Annotated in this window: 13 protein-coding genes; 8 read left to right on the top strand and 5 right to left on the bottom strand. The window is 54.9% G+C overall.

All coding sequences use genetic code 11. From position 1 onward, the window contains the following. Nucleotides 1-96: 96 nt before the first annotated feature. From chvE to araD1, 4 genes are all read left to right on the top strand, one after another. A complete protein-coding gene (chvE, locus tag CUC55_RS20565; RefSeq protein WP_067644714.1) occupies nucleotides 97-1,161 on the top strand; it encodes a sugar ABC transporter substrate-binding protein ChvE in 1,065 nt (354 codons plus the stop codon). A gap of 88 nt (nucleotides 1,162-1,249) precedes the next feature. Then, nucleotides 1,250-2,785 carry a sugar ABC transporter ATP-binding protein GguA gene (gene gguA / locus CUC55_RS20560; RefSeq protein WP_103088993.1) on the top strand — a complete coding sequence of 512 codons (1,536 nt, stop codon included), beginning with the start codon at nucleotides 1,250-1,252 and terminating at the stop codon, nucleotides 2,783-2,785. Then, nucleotides 2,785-3,981 (top strand): multiple monosaccharide ABC transporter permease, encoded by a 1,197-nt coding sequence (mmsB, locus tag CUC55_RS20555; protein WP_103088992.1) that lies wholly within the window; start codon nucleotides 2,785-2,787, stop codon nucleotides 3,979-3,981. Before gguA ends, mmsB begins: the two co-directional genes overlap by 1 nt. 99 nt (nucleotides 3,982-4,080) lie before the next feature. Next, on the top strand, nucleotides 4,081-5,076 hold the full coding sequence (gene araD1, locus CUC55_RS20550) for an AraD1 family protein (protein WP_103088991.1): 996 nt from the start codon (nucleotides 4,081-4,083) through the stop codon (nucleotides 5,074-5,076). Between the two features lie 478 nt (nucleotides 5,077-5,554). Here araD1 and CUC55_RS20545 read toward each other — a convergent pair whose 3' ends face one another. The 4 genes from CUC55_RS20545 to CUC55_RS20530 form a co-directional block, all read right to left on the bottom strand. After that, nucleotides 5,555-9,394, bottom strand: coding sequence for a beta strand repeat-containing protein (locus CUC55_RS20545; protein ID WP_067644725.1), 3,840 nt, complete (start codon nucleotides 9,392-9,394; stop codon nucleotides 5,555-5,557). An 845-nt stretch (nucleotides 9,395-10,239) separates the two neighbouring features. Beyond that, complete coding sequence (locus tag CUC55_RS20540; RefSeq protein WP_067644728.1) at nucleotides 10,240-11,061, bottom strand: transglutaminase family protein; 822 nt, start codon at nucleotides 11,059-11,061, stop codon at nucleotides 10,240-10,242. Nucleotides 11,062-11,088: 27 nt separating this feature from the next. Continuing rightward, entirely contained in the window at nucleotides 11,089-12,030 is a 942-nt protein-coding gene (locus CUC55_RS20535; RefSeq protein WP_067644731.1) for an alpha-E domain-containing protein, read from the bottom strand. A gap of 3 nt (nucleotides 12,031-12,033) precedes the next feature. After that, nucleotides 12,034-13,443: a circularly permuted type 2 ATP-grasp protein gene (locus CUC55_RS20530; RefSeq protein WP_170063930.1), complete on the bottom strand. Its 1,410-nt coding sequence runs from the start codon at nucleotides 13,441-13,443 to the stop codon at nucleotides 12,034-12,036. Nucleotides 13,444-13,815: 372 nt separating this feature from the next. Between CUC55_RS20530 and CUC55_RS20525 the strand changes: the two genes are divergently transcribed. The 4 genes from CUC55_RS20525 to CUC55_RS20510 all read left to right on the top strand — a co-directional run bounded on the left by CUC55_RS20525 (nucleotide 13,816) and on the right by CUC55_RS20510 (nucleotide 17,096). Continuing rightward, nucleotides 13,816-14,436 (top strand): L,D-transpeptidase, encoded by a 621-nt coding sequence (locus CUC55_RS20525; protein WP_103088990.1) that lies wholly within the window; start codon nucleotides 13,816-13,818, stop codon nucleotides 14,434-14,436. A gap of 68 nt (nucleotides 14,437-14,504) precedes the next feature. Beyond that, nucleotides 14,505-15,302 carry a class II glutamine amidotransferase gene (locus tag CUC55_RS20520; protein WP_103088989.1) on the top strand — a complete coding sequence of 266 codons (798 nt, stop codon included), beginning with the start codon at nucleotides 14,505-14,507 and terminating at the stop codon, nucleotides 15,300-15,302. 84 nt (nucleotides 15,303-15,386) lie between these two features. Continuing rightward, on the top strand, nucleotides 15,387-16,535 hold the full coding sequence (locus tag CUC55_RS20515; RefSeq protein ID WP_103089217.1) for an MFS transporter: 1,149 nt from the start codon (nucleotides 15,387-15,389) through the stop codon (nucleotides 16,533-16,535). 171 nt (nucleotides 16,536-16,706) lie between these two features. Further along, nucleotides 16,707-17,096: a DoxX family protein gene (locus CUC55_RS20510; protein WP_103088988.1), complete on the top strand. Its 390-nt coding sequence runs from the start codon at nucleotides 16,707-16,709 to the stop codon at nucleotides 17,094-17,096. A gap of 55 nt (nucleotides 17,097-17,151) precedes the next feature. Here the strand turns inward: CUC55_RS20510 and CUC55_RS20505 are convergent, their stop codons facing one another. Next, nucleotides 17,152-20,418: a response regulator gene (locus CUC55_RS20505; RefSeq protein ID WP_425352897.1), complete on the bottom strand. Its 3,267-nt coding sequence runs from the start codon at nucleotides 20,416-20,418 to the stop codon at nucleotides 17,152-17,154. Nucleotides 20,419-20,683: the final 265 nt, after the last annotated feature.

Raw genomic sequence — 20,683 nt, 5'->3', positions numbered from 1 at the left:
GTCCGTTCGAGTAAGTTACACTCCTACGCTCGGGCGTGAATTTATCGGGGCATCGTGGAGTACGATGCCTAAANGGGTTTCAAGGGAGAGAGTTTTATGAAATCAGTCATTTCGTTGTTTGCAGCCTGTGCCATCGGCGCTGCAGCATTTGCTTCGCCTGTCTGGGCGCAGGACAAGGGCGCTGTGGGCATTGCTATGCCAACGAAGTCCTCCGCACGCTGGATCGATGATGGTAACAATATCGTCAAGCAGCTTCAGGAAGCCGGTTACACCACCGATCTTCAGTATGCTGACGACGATATCCCGAATCAGCTTTCACAGATCGAGAACATGGTCACCAAGGGCGTCAAGGTCCTGGTTATCGCGTCCATCGACGGCACCACGCTGTCGGACGTTCTAAAGCAGGCTGGCGAGCAGGGCATCAAGGTCATCGCTTATGACCGCCTGATCCGCAACAGCGGCGACGTCAGCTACTATGCAACGTTCGACAACTTCCAGGTTGGCGTTCTGCAGGCAACGTCCATTGCTGACAAGCTTGGTCTGAAGGACGGCAAGGGTCCATTCAACATCGAACTGTTCGGCGGTTCCCCAGACGACAACAACGCCTTCTTCTTCTATGATGGCGCAATGTCTGTTCTCAAGCCTTACATCGACAGCGGCAAGCTGGTCGTAAAGTCCGGCCAGATGGGCATGGACAAGGTTGGCACGCTGCGTTGGGATCCTGCAACTGCGCAGGCTCGCATGGACAACCTGCTGTCTGCTTTCTACACAGACGCAAAGGTTGACGCTGTTCTGTCTCCTTACGATGGCATCTCCATCGGGATCATTTCCTCGCTCAAGGGCGTAGGTTATGGCTCGAAGGACCAGCCACTGCCGGTCGTTTCCGGTCAGGACGCTGAAGTTCCTTCCGTCAAGTCGATCATTGCTGGCGAACAGTATTCCACGATCTTCAAGGACACTCGCGAACTTGCGAAGGTTACTGTTGGCATGGTCAACGCTGCGATGCAGGGCAAAGAGCCTGAAGTCAACGACACCAAGACCTATGAAAATGGCGTCAAGGTCGTTCCTTCCTACCTGCTGAAGCCAGTTGCTGTTACCAAGGAGAACTACAAGCAGGTTCTCGTTGACGGCGGTTACTACAAAGAAGACCAGCTCAAGTAAGATTATATGACCGTGGCGGGGATGGGCTTCTTGTCCATCCCCGCTTCTCCACATAAGAACGCCGGACTGTACGGCGCTGGATTTTGACATGGACAATACCATCCTCGAAATGCGGAACATCACCAAGACGTTCCCGGGCGTGAAAGCGCTGGAGAATGTGAACCTCAAGGTTCGCCAAGGTGAAATACACGCACTCGTTGGCGAAAATGGCGCCGGAAAGTCGACCCTTATGAAGGTCCTTTCGGGTGTTTACCCCGCTGGCACCTATGACGGCGAAATTCATTATGAAGGTGAGCTGCGCAATTTCAAAGCTATCAATGATAGCGAGGAAGTCGGCGTCATCATCATCCACCAGGAGCTGGCGCTGGTTCCGCTTCTGTCGATCGCCGAAAACATTTNCCTCGGAAACGAGATCGCCACCAACGGCGTCATCAGCTGGCAGCAGACGTTCAATCGTACGCGCGAGCTCTTGAAGAAAGTTGGATTGAAGGAATCGCCAGAAACGTTGATCACCGACATCGGCGTGGGCAAGCAGCAGCTGGTGGAAATCGCCAAGGCTTTGTCGAAGAGCGTGAAGCTTCTCATCCTCGATGAGCCGACGGCGTCGTTGAACGAAAGCGATTCTGAAGCGCTTCTCAATCTGCTGATCGAGTTCCGCAAACAGGGTCTGACCTCCATCATCATCACGCACAAGCTGAATGAAGTGCGCAAGGTTGCGGACCAGATCACGGTTCTGCGTGACGGCATGACGGTGAAGACGCTCGACTGTCACAAGGAAGAGATCAGCGAGGACGTCATCATCAGAAACATGGTGGGCCGCGATCTCGACGACCGTTATCCGCCGCGTGACGTGCCGATCGGCGAAACCATTCTGGAAGTGAAGAACTGGAACGCCTACCACCAGCAGCACCGTGATCGCAAAGTGCTTCACGACATCAACGTCAACGTCCGCAAGGGCGAGGTCGTCGGTATCGCGGGTCTGATGGGTGCAGGTCGCACCGAGTTCGCCATGAGCGTGTTTGGCAAGTCCTATGGTCACAAGATCACGGGCGATGTTCTGATCCACGGCAAGCCGGTGGATGTCAGCACCGTTCGCAAAGCCATCGATGCCGGTCTGGCTTACGTCACCGAAGACCGCAAGCATCTCGGTCTCGTGCTCAACGATAATATTTTGCACAACACCACGCTTGCCAATCTGGCAGGTGTGTCGTCCGCAAGCGTCATCGACGACCACAAGGAAATGTCGGTCGCAAACGATTTCCGCAAGCGTCTGCGTATCCGGTCATCCGGTATTTTCCAGGAAACGGTCAATCTTTCCGGTGGCAACCAGCAAAAGGTCGTGCTGTCGAAATGGTTGTTCTCCAATCCTGACGTTCTGATTCTGGACGAGCCGACGCGCGGCATCGACGTTGGCGCGAAATATGAAATCTACACTATTATCAACNAGCTCGCTGCCGAAGGAAAAGGTGTTCTGATGATCTCATCGGAAATGCCTGAACTGCTCGGCAATTGTGACCGCATCTACGTTATGAACGAAGGACGCATTGTCGCGGAATTGCCGAAGGGAGAGGCGAGCCAGGAAAGTATCATGCGCGCTATCATGCGCTCAGGGGAGAAGAACTGATGAGTTCGGCCAACACATCCACCGAAGAAAGCAACGTCATTTCAGTCGGCTCGTATATCCGGTCCAATATCCGCGAATACGGCATGCTGATCGCGCTCGTCGCCATCATGGTTTNCTTCCAGTTTTACACCGGCGGTATTCTGTTCCGTCCGGTTAACCTGACAAACCTGATCCTGCAGAACTCGTTCATCGTCATCATGTCACTGGGCATGCTGCTGGTTATCGTCGCAGGACATATCGACCTCTCTGTCGGCTCGATCGTTGCCTTCGTCGGCGCAATCGCGGCCATCTTGACGGTGCAATGGGGCATGAACCCGCTTCTGGCAGCCTTGATCTGCCTTGGTGTCGGCGGGCTTATCGGCGCAGCGCAGGGTTACTGGATTGCCTATCACCGCATTCCGTCGTTCATCGTGACGCTGGCTGGCATGCTCGTATTCCGCGGACTGACGCTGTTCGTGCTGGGTGGCAAGAATATCGGTCCGTTCCCGGTCGATTTTCAGGTCGTCAGCACAGGCTTCCTGCCCGATATCGGTGGGATCGAAGGCATCAATGTCACCTCCATGGCGCTGACGCTTGCGATCACTCTTGCTCTGTTCGTGCTCGCTTTGCGCCGTCGCCAGGTCAATGTTCGCCACGGTATCGATGTCGAGCCATTTGGTTTCTTCCTCGTTCAAAACGTACTGATCGCAGCGGCCATTCTGTTCCTTGGCTACCAGCTGTCGACGTATCGTGGCCTGCCGAACGTGCTGATCGTCATGTTGGTACTGATCGCTGTTTACAGCTTCGTCACGCGCCGCACGACAATCGGTCGCCGCATCTACGCTATGGGCGGCAATGAAANGGCAACGAAGCTTTCCGGTATCAACACCGAGCGCCTCAGCTTCCTGACCTTCGTGAACATGGGTGTTCTGGCCGGTCTCGCTGGCATGATCATCGCAACGCGTCTGAACTCGGCAACGCCAAAGGCGGGTGCGGGCTTCGAACTGGACGTGATCGCGGCCTGCTTCATCGGCGGTGCTTCGGCCTCCGGCGGCGTTGGCAAGATCACTGGTGCGGTCATCGGTGCCTTCATCATGGGCGTCATGAACAATGGTATGTCGATTGTCGGCCTCGGCATCGACTTCCAGCAGATGGTCAAGGGCCTGGTGCTTCTGGCTGCCGTGTTCTTCGACGTTTACAACAAGAACAAGGGTTGATCGAAAGATCGGCGTACCAGAGATTGAACGACATGAGTGGCCGGTTTCCGGCCACTTCCATGAGATGCAGGCGTCATAACGTCTTTGAAAGGAACTACCGTGCTGATTTCTCAGATCAAGGATGCGAGCGGAAATATCATCGTCGCCGTTCGTGAAGAGGGTGGGCAAGCGCGTGCCGTCAACAACGCAGGTTCTGTTTATGCGTTGGCGATGGAAGCTGCCAACGACGGAAAATCGCTGGCGGATGTGATCGCCGCGCACGGCTACGGTGAGATCATCGATCTCGAAGAGGCTTACGCCGAAGGTCGTTTCCTGCCGCCGATCACGCATCCCGATCCCGCGCATCTGCATTTGACGGGCACCGGCCTGACCCATCTTGGTTCAGCCGCCACGCGTGACAGCATGCACAAGAAAGCGAACGAATCATCTGACGAGACGCTCACGGACTCGATGAAGATGTTCAAGATGGGCCTTGAGAACGGCAAGCCGAAGTCTGGCGAAAAGGGTGTCCAGCCCGAGTGGTTCTATAAGGGCAATGGCAATGTTGCGACCGCTCCGGGCGCTGCGCTCGTCTCTCCCTCTTTNGCGCTGGATGGTGGCGAAGAGCCTGAAATGGCGGGAATCTATGTCATTTCCGACAAGGGTGACACGTTCCGTATCGGCTTTGCCGTTTCCAACGAGTTTTCCGATCACGTGACCGAGCGGATCAATTATCTCTATCTCGCGCATTCCAAGCTTCGCCCGGCCAGTTTCGGTCCGGAAATTCGTGTCGGCGCACCGCCATCGGATATTCGCGGCACGTCGCGCATCTTGCGCGATGGCAAGGTGATTTNCGAAANGCCATTCCTGTCTGGTGAAGACAACATGTCTCACACTTTTGCCAACCTCGAATACCACCATTTCAAATACGGTCTGTTCCGGGCACCTGGCGAAGTGCATGTGCATATGTTCGGCACCGCGACGCTGTCCTTTGCCGATGGCGTGAAGCCGGAAGCAGGCGACGTGTTTGAAATCGAAGCGGCCGGGTTTGGCTTGCCACTGCGCAATGCGCTGAGGGTCGAGATGGAAGAGCCGGTTACCATCCACCAGCTTTAAGATCATAGGCCGATTTTCGAGAAGCCCTGAACCTCACGGTTCGGGGCTTTTTTTTNGAGATTAATCAGGTGCGCCGGGTGTTTCTAATGGATTGTGATCACGGCATCGCAGACATGAGCAGCACGCCTTTTCCCTGTCATTTCATATATCCGGTTTTAGATATCGCGAGCACGAAAGGACGGAGCGTGAAGCAGCTTATGCATCGCGTGTGACAAATAGGAATCCACAATAACGAACTATGCCAAAGGCGCTTCCAGTTCCAAAGAAACGCGCCGCAGGACGGGAGTGAACGAGGGGAACCAGCGTACCGATAACGAGCAGACGTTGATGAATGAGATTTCATGCCGATCACCGTCCAAANGCCATGGGTGGCATCGGGAGTTACGAAGCTTGGAGGAACGACGAGGTATTACCTCCCACAAAAGAAAACGGCGCGACCTGGGTCGCGCCGTTCGATTTTTAGTTAGCACTAGTTACGTTATGCGTTCTGGTAGGCTGCAATGATCGCGTTGACCTGATCATTGTTGAGAGACTGAACCTGAGTGGAGGTCAGGCTCTGCAGCGAGGTGCTTGTAAGGCCGGAAATCGCATCTGTTGTCAGGCCGGTGAGCGACGTGACGGTCAGTGCAGCGATTTCGCTGGACGTGAAGCTGTTCAGTTCATCACCGTCGAGTGTTGCCACCTGAGCGGATGTCAGCACTGCAACCTGGGCGTCTGTCAGGGCTGCAATGTTGTCGGAGTTGAAGGTTGCCAACTGACCAGCGCTGAGTGCAGAAACCTGCGCCGCGCTGAGGGTTGCAACCTGCGTGCTCTGCAAGCCGGAGATAGCGTCCGTTGTCAGCGCCTTGACCTGTAGTGTGGACAGTCCACCAATTTGGCTGCTGGTCAGCACGCCAACCTGCTCGGATGTCATGGAAGCAACCTGGGCAGTGCCGAGCTTGGCAATCTGTCCGCTGGTCAGTGCAATAACGTTGTCAGTGCTCAGCCCTGCAAGAGCAGATGTGGTGAGGCCTGAGAGAGCAACAACGTTCAGAGCAGCAATTTCATCGGTGGTGAAGCTGTTCAGTTCATCCGCATCGAGCGTGGCAACCTGTGCCGAGCTCAAAGCGCCAACCTGTGTGCTGGTCAGAGCTGCCACATTGTCGGAGCTGAACGCTGCCAACTGTGTGGTTGTCAGCGCCTTCAGCTGGTTGTTGCTGAGAGCAGCGACCTGTGTGCTCTGAAGGCCGGCCAACATGTCGGTCGTCAGCGCTCCGATTTGAGCGGCCGTCAATGCAGCGACCTGACCTGTTGTCAGTGCGCCCAGCTGCTCCGATGTGACCGATGCGATCTGGGCAGTCGTCAGCGCTGCGACCTGCGTGCTTGTGAAGGCAACGAGGTTGTCAGTGCTGAGGGTGGCCAGTGCCGTTGTCGTCAGGCCAGCGAGTGCCTTTACGTTCAGCGCCGCAATTTCATCGGTGGTGAAGCTATTGAGTTCGTCCGCATCCAGTGTAGCGACCTGAGCGGAGCTCAGTGTAGCGACCTGCGTGCTGGTCAAAGCCGCGATGTTGTCGGAATTGAAGGCCTGAAGCTGTGATGCTGTGAGCGCAGTCAGCTGAACGGAGGACAGTCCAGAAACCTGCGAGCTCTGCAAACCGGAGATAGCGTCGGTTGTCAGCGCCTTGACCTGTAGTGCGGACAGTCCACCAATTTGGCTGCTGGTCAGCACGCCAACCTGCTCGGATGTCATCGAAGCAACCTGGGCAGTACCCAGCTTTGCAATCTGTCCGCTGGTAAGTGCTATAACATTATCGGTGCTCAAACCTGCAAGAGCAGATGTGGTAAGGCCTGAGAGAGCAACAACGTTCAGCGCCGCAATTTCATCGGTGGTGAAGCTGTTCAGTTCATCCGCATCGAGCGTGGCGATCTGCGCCGAGCTCAAAGTGCCAACCTGTGTGCTGGTCAGAGCTGCCACATTGTCGGAGCTGAATGCTGCCAACTGTGCAGTTGTCAGTGCCTTCAGCTGATTGTTGCTGAGTGCAGCGACCTGCGCGCTCTGAAGTCCAGCCAGCATGTCCGTGGTAAGGGCCGCAACCTGTTTGGCAGTCAGCGCGGCGATCAGGTCAGTCGTCAGTGAACCAAGCTGTTCCGACGTGACGGATGCGATCTGATTTGTCGACAACGTCGCAATCTGGGTCGTGCTCAGGGCTACGAGATTATCCGTGCTGAGGCCAGCCAGTGCCGTGGTTGTCAGGCCAGCGAGCGCCTTGACGTTGAGCGATGCGATTTCGCCAGTTGTGAAGCTGTTGAGTTCATCTGCATCAAGCGTCGCGACCTGTGCAGAGCTCAGCGCTGCAACCTGAGCATTGCTGAGGGCTGCAATGTTGTCGGAGTTAAAGGCCTGTAGCTGGGACGATGTAAGAGCAACGAGCTGCGTGGCGCTGAGTGAACCAACCTGAGCAGACTGCAAGCCAGCAAGAGCGTCGGTTGTCACAGCGACAATCTGCTTTGCTGTGAGCGCGCCGATCTGAGCGGATGTGAGTGCGCCAAGCTGTTCCGATGTGACGGAAGCGATCTGGGCAGTCGACAGCGTCGCAACCTGTGTGCTTGTGAAGGCAACGAGGTTGTCGGTGCTAAGGCCGGCCAGTGCCGTTGTCGTCAGGCCAGCGAGTGCCTTGACGTTCAGCGATGCAATTTCACTGGTGGAGAAGCTGTTGAGTTCATCTGCATCCAGTGTCGCAACCTGAGCAGAGCTGAGTGCAGCGACTTGCGTATCTGTGAGAGCGGCGATGTTATCGGAATTGAAGGCCTGGAGCTGCGTGGTGGTGAGAGCCGCGAGCTGCTTGGCATTCAGCGAGCCAACCTGAGTAGACTGGAGGCCAGCAAGAGCGTCGGTTGTCACAGCGACAATCTGCTTTGCTGTGAGGGCACCGATCTGAGCTGATGTGAGCGCGCCGAGCTGCTCAGATGTGACGGAAGCGATCTGGGCAGTCGACAGCGTTGCAACCTGCGTGCTTGTGAAAGCAACGAGGTTGTCGGTGCTGAGGCCAGCCAGTGCTGTGGTTGTCAGGCCAGCGAGTGCCTTGACATTGAGCGATGCGATTTCGCCAGTTGTGAAGCTGTTGAGTTCATCTGCATCCAGTGTCGCAACCTGAGCAGAGCTCAGTGCAGCAACCTGTGTGTCTGTCAGGGCTGCAATGTTGTCGGAATTGAAGGACTGAAGCTGTGTGGTGGTCATAGCAGCAAGCTGCTTGGCATTCAGCGAGCCAACCTGAGTGGACTGGAGGCCGGAAAGTGCGTCTGTTGTTACAGCCGCGATCTGTTTTACTGTCAGAGCGCCGATCTGCGCTGATGTGAGCGCGCCGAGCTGTTCCGATGTGACGGAAGCGATCTGTGCGGTCGACAGCGTTGCGATCTGTGTGCTTGTGAGGGCAATCAGGTTGTCGGTGCTGAGGCCGGCCAGTGCCGTTGTTGACAGGCCAGCGAGTGCCTTGACGTTCAGCGATGCAATTTCACTGGTGGAGAAGCTGTTGAGTTCATCTGCATCCAGTGTCGCGACCTGAGCAGAGCTGAGTGCAGCAACCTGCGTGTCTGTGAGAGCGGCGATGTTATCGGAATTGAAGGACTGAAGCTGTGTGGTGGTCATAGCAGCAAGCTGCTTGACGTTGAGCGAGCCAACCTGTGTGGACTGGAGACCGGAGAGTGCGTCAGTTGTTACAGCTGCGATCTGCTTTGCTGTTAGCGCGCCGAGCTGAGTTGTCGTCAGTGCGCCGAGCTGTTCAGATGTGACAGCAGCGATCTGAGCAGTCGACAGTGTTGCGATCTGCGTGCTTGTGAGGGCAATGAGGTTGTCAGTGCTGAGGCCAGCGAGGGCCGTTGTTGTCAGGCCAGACAATGCCTTGACGTTGAGAGCTGCGATTTCACCGGTTGTGAAGCTGTTGAGCTCATCTGCATCGAGGGTCGATATCTGGGCAGCTGTCAAAACTGCAACCTGCGTACCTGTGAGGGCAGCGATGTTCTCGGAAGAGAGCGCGCCCAACTGGCTGGAGTACATGGAAACGATCTGGCCAGTAGAAAGGACGGAAACCTGTTCCGAACCGATGGCGCCAAGCTGATCGACGGTCAGACCAACGATTGCTTTTGCAGAAATGGCGGAGATCGAAGAGCTTGTGAATGAGGAAATCGTATCGGTGCTGAAAGCTCCGATCTGTGCCGATGACAGAGCGGCGACCTGCTTGCTGGTCAAAGCTGCGACGTCATCGGATTTCAAGCTTGCGATGGTCGTGGTTGTTAGAGAGGAAATCTGCTTGATAGAAAGTGAAGCGATAATTGAAGTCATGGACACGTGCCCCCGTTGATAACTGGCCAAAGCGCCACACACCAAGCCGTTTTCGCGCCGCGCAGCCACAGGGCCGCATCCGATACCCCGGATGCGCTTTTGCGCGAATTGGCACAGTGTCTCAATCGGTCGACACGAGCGTCGATCGAGTAAGTGTCCGTTCGGGACAATAGCAATATTAAGCAGAACATGGCTCGTGTGAGCCGGCGCATCGGAAGGGCATCATGCGTACAGAACTCTGATCGTGTTCTGATCCCTACGCCATCGGACATTGGAGTGCCGCTTTTNAAGCAGGACTTTCGACATACCTGCTCGCACCAAAANTAGTGCGTTCACGAACACCTCATATGACCGACGCCACTATCATTCGAAATGTGTAAANTATTAGTTAACGAGTCGACCAGACTTATGTCTTGGTGAAGTTAACTTCGAGTCTAAAATCGCAGAATATTCTTAAAAGGCGATAGAGTTTGCGTCATTCTGAACGGATACCAAATCAATAGACCTGTATATGAATAGTATTGCGATCTTTNAGTTGGGTATGAAATAGAAATTTGGCCTTATCGCTTAGATGGTGACTTTTTTNGGGTCTTGAGCGTTTAAGGGCCGAGGTGTCAAATAAAAATTATTTCTGGTTGTGGTTTTCAAGGGTGACCGGGCCGTTTTTATCGTGTTCCGAGTTTTGAATTCAGTATATTTTAAGAATAATGGCACGTAGAGGGAATTTTAAATAATAAATCCATGCGCCTCGACAATAAAAAGAGGCGCTCATAAATGAGCGCTTCCTAACATACGGCGAGGCCGATGTCGGGTGCCGATGACGGAGCCCACTTCTAAGCCTAATGTCAGCTCTGCGATTGATCTTGGCTTTGAGATTGTTGCACTGTGACCGATACAGTCAGGCTTTCCCCTGAGAGCCCCACTCGCATGCCGGAAACCGGAGCGCAATCACGGTAGCTGAGGCCACTGGCGATGCGAACGTAGCGTTCGTCAGGGCAGAGCTTGTTGGCGGCATCAAAACCTACCCAGCCGAGGCCCGGAACATGTGCTTCTGCCCATGCATGGGTGGCGATCTGCTCTGCTACGTCTTCCATCATCAGGTATCCGGAAACATAGCGTGCCGGTAGCCCCATATTCCGGGCAGCGGAGATGAAAATGTGGGTGTGGTCCTGGCAAACGCCTTTCCCGGACTCCAGCGCCTCTTCGGCGGTGGTTTCCGTGCCGGTCGATCCGGTTTCGTATTCCACTTCGAGGTGGATGAGTGCCATCAACTCGTGCAGACGCTCCAACGGCGTGTCACCCGTCGATTGTCGTGTGAGTTCCCGAATGAGTTTACCCGACTTGGTCAGCGGGGTTTCACGCATGAAAAGCCACAATGGCGCGTTGCCAATATGGGGGCCGAACACGCCGGCCTTGTCGATCGTTTCAACTTCACCACGCGCAACGACTTTTACCGCGCTGCGAGGACCTTCTGTTTCCACCAGTTCAACGCGGTTGCCAAAGTGGTCGTCATATCGCACTTCCAGCTTTGCCCCATCAACTGTGACGTCCCATTCCTTCACCGTTTGTGTCGGTCCGCTCGCAGGCGTCAGCCGCAGACGTTGCAGCGAGTAGGGGACCGGCTCGTCATAGAGATATTCGGTCGTATGATTGATCTTTAAACGCATGCCATGTCCCCGTATTCCGCCCGCTCGTCATTGATAGAAGCGGTAGCCATCGGTAATTTCCTGTCCCAACTGCGCGTTCCTGTTGACGAAAAGCTCTAGGAACTCGTGCAGGCCCTGGTCCATTACGCGGTTTATCGTTGTTTTCTGCAACGTCGCCTTGATTGCGTCCGCCGTATCGTGAGCCTTGTGCCTCTCGCCGTAGTCCTCGGAAAGGTGTCCGAGGTTGCTGACGATCTTTTCGTAGCAATAGGCAAGAGAACGCGGCATTCTTCCATTCAAGATAAGAAAGTCGGCAATATTGGCAGGTTTATACTCTGCATCATAGACCCAACCATAGGAACGATGCGCTGAGACGGAGCGCAGTATGGATTCCCACTGCGCATTGTCCAGGGACGACCCCACCTGCGCCGCCGCTGGCAGCAACACGTAGTATTTCACATCCAGAATCCGTGCCGTGTTGTCAGCGCGCTCGATGAAGGTACCGATGCGCGAGAAGTTATAGAGATCGTTGCGTAACATCGAGCCATGAAACGCGCCGCGTACGAGGCCGGCGCGATGTTTGATGACATCAATGATCTGCGGCAGTTCCGCAGCCTTGACCTTGCGGCCAAGCAGGTTTTTCAATTCGATCCAGAACTCGTTGGTTGCTTCCCAGGTTTCGCGCGTCAACGCGGTTCGCACCATGCGGGCATTGTTCCTGCCGTATTCAATACAGGACATGACGCTGGATGGGTTGGATTTATCTCGAAGCATATAGTCGATGGCATCCGCCGAGGTTACCTTTTCATGGTGCTCAAGAAATTCCTCGTGGGCGCCTGCGCTTTGCAGCACGCCGTCCCAGTCCTCGTCGCCACCGCCACTTCTGGTCAATGAGACACGCATACCCGCATCAACCAGCCTTGCGATATTTTCCGCGCGCTCGATGTAGCGGAACATCCAATAGAGTCCGTTCGCCGTTCTTCCCAGCATGGCTTAGTCCTCCAGTACCCACGTATCCTTGGTGCCGCCGCCCTGGCTGGAATTCACGACGAGTGATCCCTGCTTGAGCGCAACGCGTGTCAGCCCGCCGGGGATGATCTTCACCTTGTCCGAAACCAGAACATAGGGACGAAGGTCGACGTGGCGCGGCGCGATCCCGTTTTTCACCATGATAGGCACTGTGGAAAGTGAAAGCGTGGGCTGAGCGATGTAGTTGGAAGGGCGGGAGCGAAGCTTATCTGCAAACAGCGCCCGCTCTTTCTTGGATGCCGTTGGCCCGACCAGCATTCCGTAGCCGCCAGAGCCGTGAACTTCCTTGACAACGAGATCTGCCAGATTGTCCAGAACGTATTTTAAGCTGTCAGGCTCGGAGCAGCGCCATGTTGGCACGTTCTCAAGTAGCGGCTTGCGGCCCGTATAAAACTCTACGATTTCAGGCATGTAGGAATAGATCGCCTTGTCATCGGATATGCCGGTGCCCGGCGCGTTGGCGATGGTGATGTTGCCAGCGCGGTAGACATCCATGATACCGGGGACGCCCAGTGCCGAATCCGGGCGGAAGGTGAGGGGGTCGAGAAAATCGTCATCCACGCGGCGATAGAGCACGTCGATGGCCTCGTATCCGCGCGTCGTGCGCATCTTCACCTTGCCGTCCATGACACGCAGGTCGGAGCCTTCCACCAGTTCGACGCCCATCATATCGGCGAGGAAAGAGTGCTCGTAATAGGCTGAGTTGTGAATGCCTGGGGTGAGAACCGCAACGCGCGGCTTGCCCTTGCAGCCCGGAGGAGCGAGTGATGAGAGTGATTGACGCAGCTGATACGGGTAGTCTTCGACCCGCCGTACTTTGTTTNCATGAAACAGCTCAGGAAACATCTGCATCATCGTTTCGCGATTTNCCAGCATGTAGCTGACACCGGACGGTGTGCGGGCATTGTCCTCGAGTACGTAGAACTGGTCTTCACCCGTGCGAACGATGTCTGTGCCGACAATGTGCGTGTAAACGCCACCCGGTGGTTTGAAGCCGATCATCTCAGGCAGAAACGCTTCGTTGCGCTCGATCAGTTCACGGGGAATGCGTCCGGCCCGAATGATTTCCTGCTTGTGGTAGATGTCATCCAAAAAGGCGTTCAGCGCAAGAACCCGTTGCTCGATCCCTAGCGCCAGTTTGCGCCACTCTTTGGCAGAGATGATGCGAGGAATGATGTCGAAGGGGATCAGCTTTTCGGCACTGTCGGCGTGACCGTATACGGCAAAGGTTATGCCGGTTTTTCGAAAGATGTTTTCAGCGTCCCGGGACTTCTGGATCAGATGCGATCTGTCCTGGCGGCTGTACCAGTCATTATACGTTTTATATGGGCTNCGCGGAGTGGAGTCCGCATCAATCATTTCGTCAAATGCCAACTTTATGTTCCCCATTTTNGCCCATTTGAATACAACGACGACAGCAATGCAAGAACCATGCGCTGTCTAGACCGAGATTTTTNGCCACCTGCAGCTTTGCTAAATATGCAAAAANTAAGCAGTTTCGCCTTTTGTGACGTAAAATGCGGCGCAGTGGCAAAGGGTTCCTCGGTCACACTCGGCGCAGTGCCGATTTACAGAGACTAACAGCGAATTCTCTGCCTAATTTTTGACCATTCTTTCGCCGCCAATCCGCCGGTGCTTTCGGTGCCCGCGCCTATACTTGGTTAATTGTCACAATCGCAATTAGAGGTTTGTTAACCATAAAATTATACTCCTTGGTAACAGAGATATGAATCGACCGGGGGTAATATGTCTATTTCGCGCCGTGGAGTCCTGTTTGGATTACCGCTTCTTCTTGCAGGTTGCGCCAGCACCAATTTCGTTCAGCAAAANCAGAATTACGCAGCCATTCCAGATGAGAAGTTTCCGCTAAAGGCGATGCCTCTGGACAAGATCGATCCAGAACTGCGTCGCCAGGAAGTCGCGTATCAGACGACATATCCGGCCGGAACTGTCGTCGTTGATACCCCCGCTCGCCGTCTGTATTACATCATGGGCAATGGTCGCGCCATGCGGTACGGCGTGGGCGTTGGCCGTCAGGGATTAGCGCTCAGGGGTAACGCCTATATCGGCCGCAAGGCCGAGTGGCCCAGTTGGACGCCAACCCCGAACATGATCCGCCGCGAGCCGGATCGTAACCGCAAATATGCGGGCGGTATGCCGGGTGGTCCAAACAATCCGCTCGGGGCACGCGCTTTGTACCTGTACCGCGATGGCGGCGATACCATGTTCCGTCTGCACGGCACCAACCAGCCGCAGTCTATCGGCCATGCCATGTCCAGCGGCTGTATCCGCATGCTGAACCACGACATCATCGACCTCTATCAGCGAGTGCCTGTTAGCTCGCGGGTGGTTGTTTTGCAGGCCTGAGCACCTTATTAACGCCGTGATCCGGCGCTCTTTGCACCGGATCACAATCTCAACCATGGCGGTACCGCATGTGTCGTTTTCTTGCCTATTCCGGCGTTCCCGTCTGGCTTGACAGTCTTCTGATCGAGCCGGAAAGCTCGCTCATCAGTCAGTCGATGGCGGCGCGTGAGGCGAAGACTGTGGTCAATGGCGATGGCTGCGGCATAGGCTGGTACGGGGAAAGAGGCGAACCCGGTATCTATCGCGGTATTCTTCCTGCTTGGTCTGATCGGAACCTGACGTCGCTGTGCCACCAACTGCGCTCCAGCATGTTTCTGGCCCATGTCCGCTCGGCCACGACCGGTGGCGTGTCTATGGCAAACTGTCATCCTTTNGGCTTCGGCCGCCACCTTTTCATGCACAACGGTCAAATTGGCGGATATGAAAAGGTCAAGCGCGCCATCGAAGCGTATATTCCGGATGAGGTTTATTGTTCGCGCGCAGGAAATGGTGACAGCGAAGCCATTTTTCTGATTGCTGCCGGCTATGGTCTAGACCGCGATCCGGTCGGTGCTCTTAGAAAAACCTTGCAGGAATGCCTGGATATCGTCGTCAATTCCGGAATCGACCAACCTATTCGGTTCAGTGCTATCCATGCTGATGGAGAAAAGTTGCACGCCTTTCGCTGGTCCAGCGATGCACGCCCGCCAACGCTTTACTGGCGAAATGTGGGGCAGGGGATAGCGATTGCGTCAGAACCCTTTGGTACCGGTGCTGAAAAATGGGAAATAATCCCAGCGAACTCGGTGGCGACAATCGTCGGCGCTAACATAACATTTGAGCCGTTCAATCCGATCGCGCAGCCGCAGGCCCGCATGATCGCCTGAACAACAGGGCTTCTCCATAAGTCAGGGTCGATTTNGCTTTCATTCTTGCGCGACAACATTCGCTGGCTGGGCGCCGGTTTCGCGATGCTTTTTGCGTCCTCTTTCGGCCAGACCTTTTTCATTTCGCTATCCGGTGGTGAAATACGCCGCGAGCTTGATCTCAGCGACGGCCAGTTTGGGCTTGTCTATATGGCCGTAACGCTCGCATCCGCCTTCAGCCTTGTATGGCTTGGTAAAATTCTGGATGTCAAAGCGGTTCGTTCCATTGTTGCCCTGGCCGTTCTCGCACTGGCGTCAGGGNCAATCGGGCTTGCCTACTCCTCATCCATCGTGGTGCTGGCGGTAAGCCTGTTTTNGCTACGTCTTTNCGGCCAGGGCATGATGGTGCACATTGCCTACACCACTATCGGGCGCTGGTTCTCAGCGGAACGGGGAAGGGCCGTGTCGATCTCGGCACTGGGGGTGAACGCCGGACAAGCCCTATTGCCCCTGCTTGCCGTCGCTGGCATGGCAGCATTCGGATGGCGTAATCTCTGGGTTATAGTTGCTGCGTTTATCATCTTGATATTGTTTCCCGTTCTACTGGCGCTGCTGAAAGTCGAGCGCGTGACCGCGCCTGTTCCGGTCTTGCCAACTGCTCAGGTTTCCCGCAACTGGATGCGCGGCGAGGTGCTACGTGATCCGTATTTCTATCTTCTGATGCTTGGAATGCTGCCGCCAGCCTTTATCAGCAACACGATCTTTTNCCATCAGGTGCATTTGTCGCAATCGAAGGGATGGCCGCTCGAAACTTTTGCATCGGCTTTCCTGATCTATGCGGTGGTCGCCGTATCGAATTCTTTGCTTTCCGGCTATCTGGTCGATCGGTTTTCGGCGCTTCGATTGCTTCCATTCTACCTGTTGCCTTTCGGGGTCGGTTGTCTGCTGCTGGGAGCTGTGGATGCGCCGTGGGTGGTTTTCGTCTTTATGGTTTNATACGGAATTTCCGACGGCTTTTCGCTCACGCTTTTCGGAAGTCTATGGCCGGAAGTCTACGGTGTGAAGTATCTGGGCGCGATCCGCGCCGTCATCGTCGCCACCATGGTCTTTGCGTCTGCGCTCGGTCCCGGCCTTGGCGGAATGCTCATCGATTCCGGCGTGGCCTTCACGTCCCAGATCATGGTCATGGGGGTCTATTGTGTTCTGATTTGTGCCGTCCTGCTGTCGCTTACGCGTCATATTCGCATGAGATGACAAGGCGAAATTCCACGCTTCCAAAAAGCTGATCACGATCGTTTGTACGCGTTGTGAATCGATGGGTAGGCTGTTGTTTTTGGTCGGGAAAAGTGTATCTCGAATAGTTGTATTTCCCAGTTAGGTTTTGAAGATCGTTAGGTCGAACCTGCTTTATAAGGACAAAATAAAATGGCATTTTTNGAAAANCTATCGCGATACCAGCCTTACGGTTTGGCTGCGCTGCGGATCATCGCGGCGCTCTTGTTCATCGAGCACGGCACGCAGAAACTGTTCGGTTTCCCGGCGTCGCAGATGGAAGGTTCTCTTCCTACAATGTTGCTGATCGCCGGGCTTCTCGAACTGGTCGGCGGACTTCTCATCCTCGTCGGACTTTTCACCCGTCCTGTTGCATTCCTTCTGTCGGGTCTGATGGCCGTTGCCTACTTCACGGCACACGCACCGAAAAGCTTCTTTCCAGTTTTGAACGGCGGCGATGCGGCCATTCTTTTCTGCTTCATCTTTCTTTACCTGGTCGTGGCTGGCCCAGGTGCCTTCTCCGCGGATGGGCAGCGCCGTTAATCGCTGGCAAGTCTGAGATTTTGAGCGCCGCGTGGGATATTCTCAGGCGGCGTTTTTAATTCGACTTCGAATCCGCGGTCATTTGCGGTTGTCTCATCAGCCATTTTTCGATTTTNGCCTGAAGAAGTTCGGGACTGATGGGCTTTGACAGATAATCATCCATCCCCACCGAAAGACACAGATCACGATCGCTGTCTTGTGCGTTAGCGGTAACGCCGATGATCGGAACCCGCGTCCCATTCGGCATATTTTGTTCTTCTGCACGAATAGCCTGAGTTGCCTGATGACCGTTCATGACAGGCATGGAAACATCCATCAAAATAATGGAAGGTCTATCGATTCTCCACGCTTCAACCGCCTTTTTNCCATTGCTGACAATACGGAAATCAAGATTGGTTTGCTGGAGAATCTGCGTGAAGACGATCTGGTTGACGTCATTGTCCTCGGCAATCAGGACATCCAGTGATCCTGTGTTTGGTCGTACCTCGGTTGCCCGGGTCTCGTCTCGGTGTCCTTGTTCACCAGCGTTTGGGCGATGGCCGGTATCGCTGCTTTTCCTCACCGGCGCAGGCGACTCCGATCCATCTCTACCGCCGAGTTGATCCTGCAACGCACGCTCAGCGCGCCGTGTGCGGACGACATCCGTCAATGTTTNGCGCAAANGTCTGGCACGCACGGGCTTCATAAGATGTGCATCAAACTGGATTTCGGGCTCGCGGTGAACCGAATCCATCGATGTCAGGAAGACGATTGCGGTATCGCAAAGCCTAGGATCGCCTCTTATGGTGCGCGCCACCTGCACCCCATCCATATCCGGCATGTGACAATCCAGAATGACCGCATCGATATCGAAGCCGATTGCTGCGGCCTCTTCGAGAATAGCCAGACCCGCCGGGCCGCTGGCGGCTGCGTAGCCATCGACACCCCAACTTGTCAGTTGTTCGGTCAGTATCTGTCGGTTCACCGCGTTGTCATCGATCACGAGGACGCTGACTTTTTNGGTATCGATAGGGCCGGCGTTTTGCTCGGATCGATTTCCCACGATGCGCAATGGCAAGGTTACGGTAAAGGTCGAGCCTTGCCCCACCACGCTTTCCACATCCACTTTTCCACCGAAAAGCCCGACAAGTGCCACCGTGATTGCAAGACCGAGGCCGGTGCCTTCATGGCGGCGTGTCGAGGAGGTATCTGCCTGATTGAATTTTNCGAAANTGCGGTTCAACTGATGTTGCGCAATGCCGATACCGGTGTCCTGGACGCGCAGGTTCATGATGAGTTCGCTGTCGTCAACGCTCTCGGCTACAAGCTCGATCAGGACGTGGCCGGTTTCCGTGAACTTGATGGCGTTTCCGATGAGGTTCGTCGCTATCTGCCGGAAGCGTCCTGCGTCACCGCTCACCAGATGATGGAATGATGGATCAATGCTGACGATGAGTTCGATATTTTTTNCCATCGCCTGCGACGATAGAAGCGATGCAACATCCTCGACGGCTTCCGCCGCGTCGAAGGTCGTGCTGCGCAGCGTCATCTGACCTGCGTCGATCTTCGAGAAGTCGAGGATGTCGTTGATGATCGTCAGCAGCGCATTGCCGGATTTCACGATGACATCAGTAAATGTTCGCTGCCGGGTGTCGAGCTTGGATTTGGCCAGCAATTCCGCCATGCCGAGGACGCCGTTCATCGGCGTTCTGATCTCATGGCTCATATTGGCCAGAAATTCGGACTTGGCCATGTCGGCAGCTTTGGCGCGCGCCAGCAGGCCCTCAAGCTCTGCTTCACGCTGCTTCATCTCGGTGACGTCGNTTACGATGACAAGCCAGTATTCGCTGGCACTGATGGTCGCCTCCACATTGAGCCAGCGCTTCGCGTCCACTTGCTTGAGCGATGAAAAGGGTTTGCCAGCCGCAACATTATGCATCCATTCCAAACGCGTTGCTTCGGCGCTTTCGGCATCGCCAAAGTCGCCTCGGTCTGCGCAATAGGCAAAGAATGGCAGCCAGCTTTTACCAGCGGCGACCAGCTCTGGCGGGACATCGAACATGCGTGCCATCGCATCGTTCGACATGATGATCTCGCCGTTTNGAATCAGAGCCAATCCCTGGGCCATGACGCGTGTCGCATCCTGCAAATACTTACCAACACGCTGCAATTCCTGGCGGGCGGCACTGATTTCCTTGTCGCGGGCGCGCACGGCGGTGCTGTCGGAAAACGTGATAAGGATTTTGTTTCCGGCTATCCGCTGTTTTGAGAGGATCGTGAACTTGCCGGCCTTGCTTTCGACTTCCCGCGACGTATGACCATCGATCAGGTTCAGGCGGTTGATGCGGTCACGGCAAGCATCCTCAAAGCTGATATCGCCGAAATCATATTTNCCGCTTTCGTAGCCCATTTGCATATAACGCTTATAGGGCTGACCAACGAGATCGATTTGCTCTTCGACTTCCCAAAGGTCATAAAAACACGTGTTTGCGTACTCGATCGTCAGGTCCGATCCCAGCAACATGACGCCAACGGGAAGTGAATCGAGAATCGACTGAACCTCAGCGTGAAGCTTCTCAGCTTCATCGCGGGCAGCAAGCAGTGCCTGCTTTTGCTCCATCAGCGGCGTGGTGTCGGTTACGGAGCCGACTAGATAGGGTTCATCGTCTGGGCTTATCATGCGGCCCACCCTGATGATTGTCGGCACGGATGTGCCGTCGTTCAGCAGGATTTCTTCGGTTTTCTGCAGTTCCTCGCCGGTCTGGAGAACGTGATCATTTTCCTTTCGGAAGCGCTCACCCTCGTGAACGAAAATCTGCGACTCCGTCAGGCCGTAATATTTCCCACGGGGCTCGCGCCACAATGTTTCATAGGAAGCGTTCGCATAGGTAAGGCGACGTTCGCTATCCAGCATGAAAACGGCAACCGGCACACGCTCCAGCGCTTCCCGGAAAAGCCAGTTTTCGCGCGTGTGCTTCTCCAGCAGAATTTCTCGTGCTTTGGCTTCGCTGACGTCGATTCGAAGCGCAACCAGCATACCGTTTTCGAGACGCTTGTTGATGAAGCGTATGAAACGTCCGTCGCTCATCTCCTCGGTGAATTCGGAGTATGGCTCGCGGGCTTCAGCGAGCTTCGCTTCCAGCCAGGCCTCTTTGTCAGACGCGTCAGGGCTTCTGACCTTGACGACGATGTCATGGAAAGCCGCGGCGATTGTCTTCAGTTCAAGCCCGGCCTGCCAATCAAGGTTGAGGTCAGAGTATAACGTCTCGAACCGCTTGTTGGAGTAAATCAGCCTGTCTTCGGGGTCATAAACCGCAACAGCCACATCGAGAAGATCAAGCACATTTTTGCCGATCAGTGTCTCGTTTCCATCGGCCTCAATATCCGTCGCGACAGAAGGCGTTGTTTCGAAAATCTCGAACAGGAACAAAGCCCCATCTTCGGTTTCGAACCGTTCGCATTTTACCGCATGGCTTTCGTTGTGACCTTTGCACAATATCACTTCTTCCGTCGCAAAAACGAGCGAACGGCGTTCCTTATCCTGCCGCTCGTTATCTTCGGTTATGCCAAGCAATTCATGTGTTGTCTTGTTCTGGAAAGAGGCGATC

It is taken from the genome of Agrobacterium bohemicum, from assembly GCF_002896715.1.
Taxonomy (GTDB): Bacteria; Pseudomonadota; Alphaproteobacteria; order Rhizobiales; family Rhizobiaceae; genus Agrobacterium; species Agrobacterium bohemicum.
This window is presented reverse-complemented; position numbering and strand designations above follow the sequence as displayed.

What these genes read in the sequence shown, in the direction of transcription:
- chvE (WP_067644714.1), top strand. Translation starts at nt 97, where the DNA reads ATGAAATCAGTCATTTCGTTGTTTGCAGCCTGTGCCATCGGCGCTGCA.
- CUC55_RS20545 (WP_067644725.1), bottom strand. Translation starts at nt 9,394, where the DNA reads ATGACTTCAATTATCGCTTCACTTTCTATCAAGCAGATTTCCTCTCTA.
- CUC55_RS20535 (WP_067644731.1), bottom strand. Translation starts at nt 12,030, where the DNA reads ATGCTGGGAAGAACGGCGAACGGACTCTATTGGATGTTCCGCTACATC.
- CUC55_RS20540 (WP_067644728.1), bottom strand. Translation starts at nt 11,061, where the DNA reads ATGCGTTTAAAGATCAATCATACGACCGAATATCTCTATGACGAGCCG.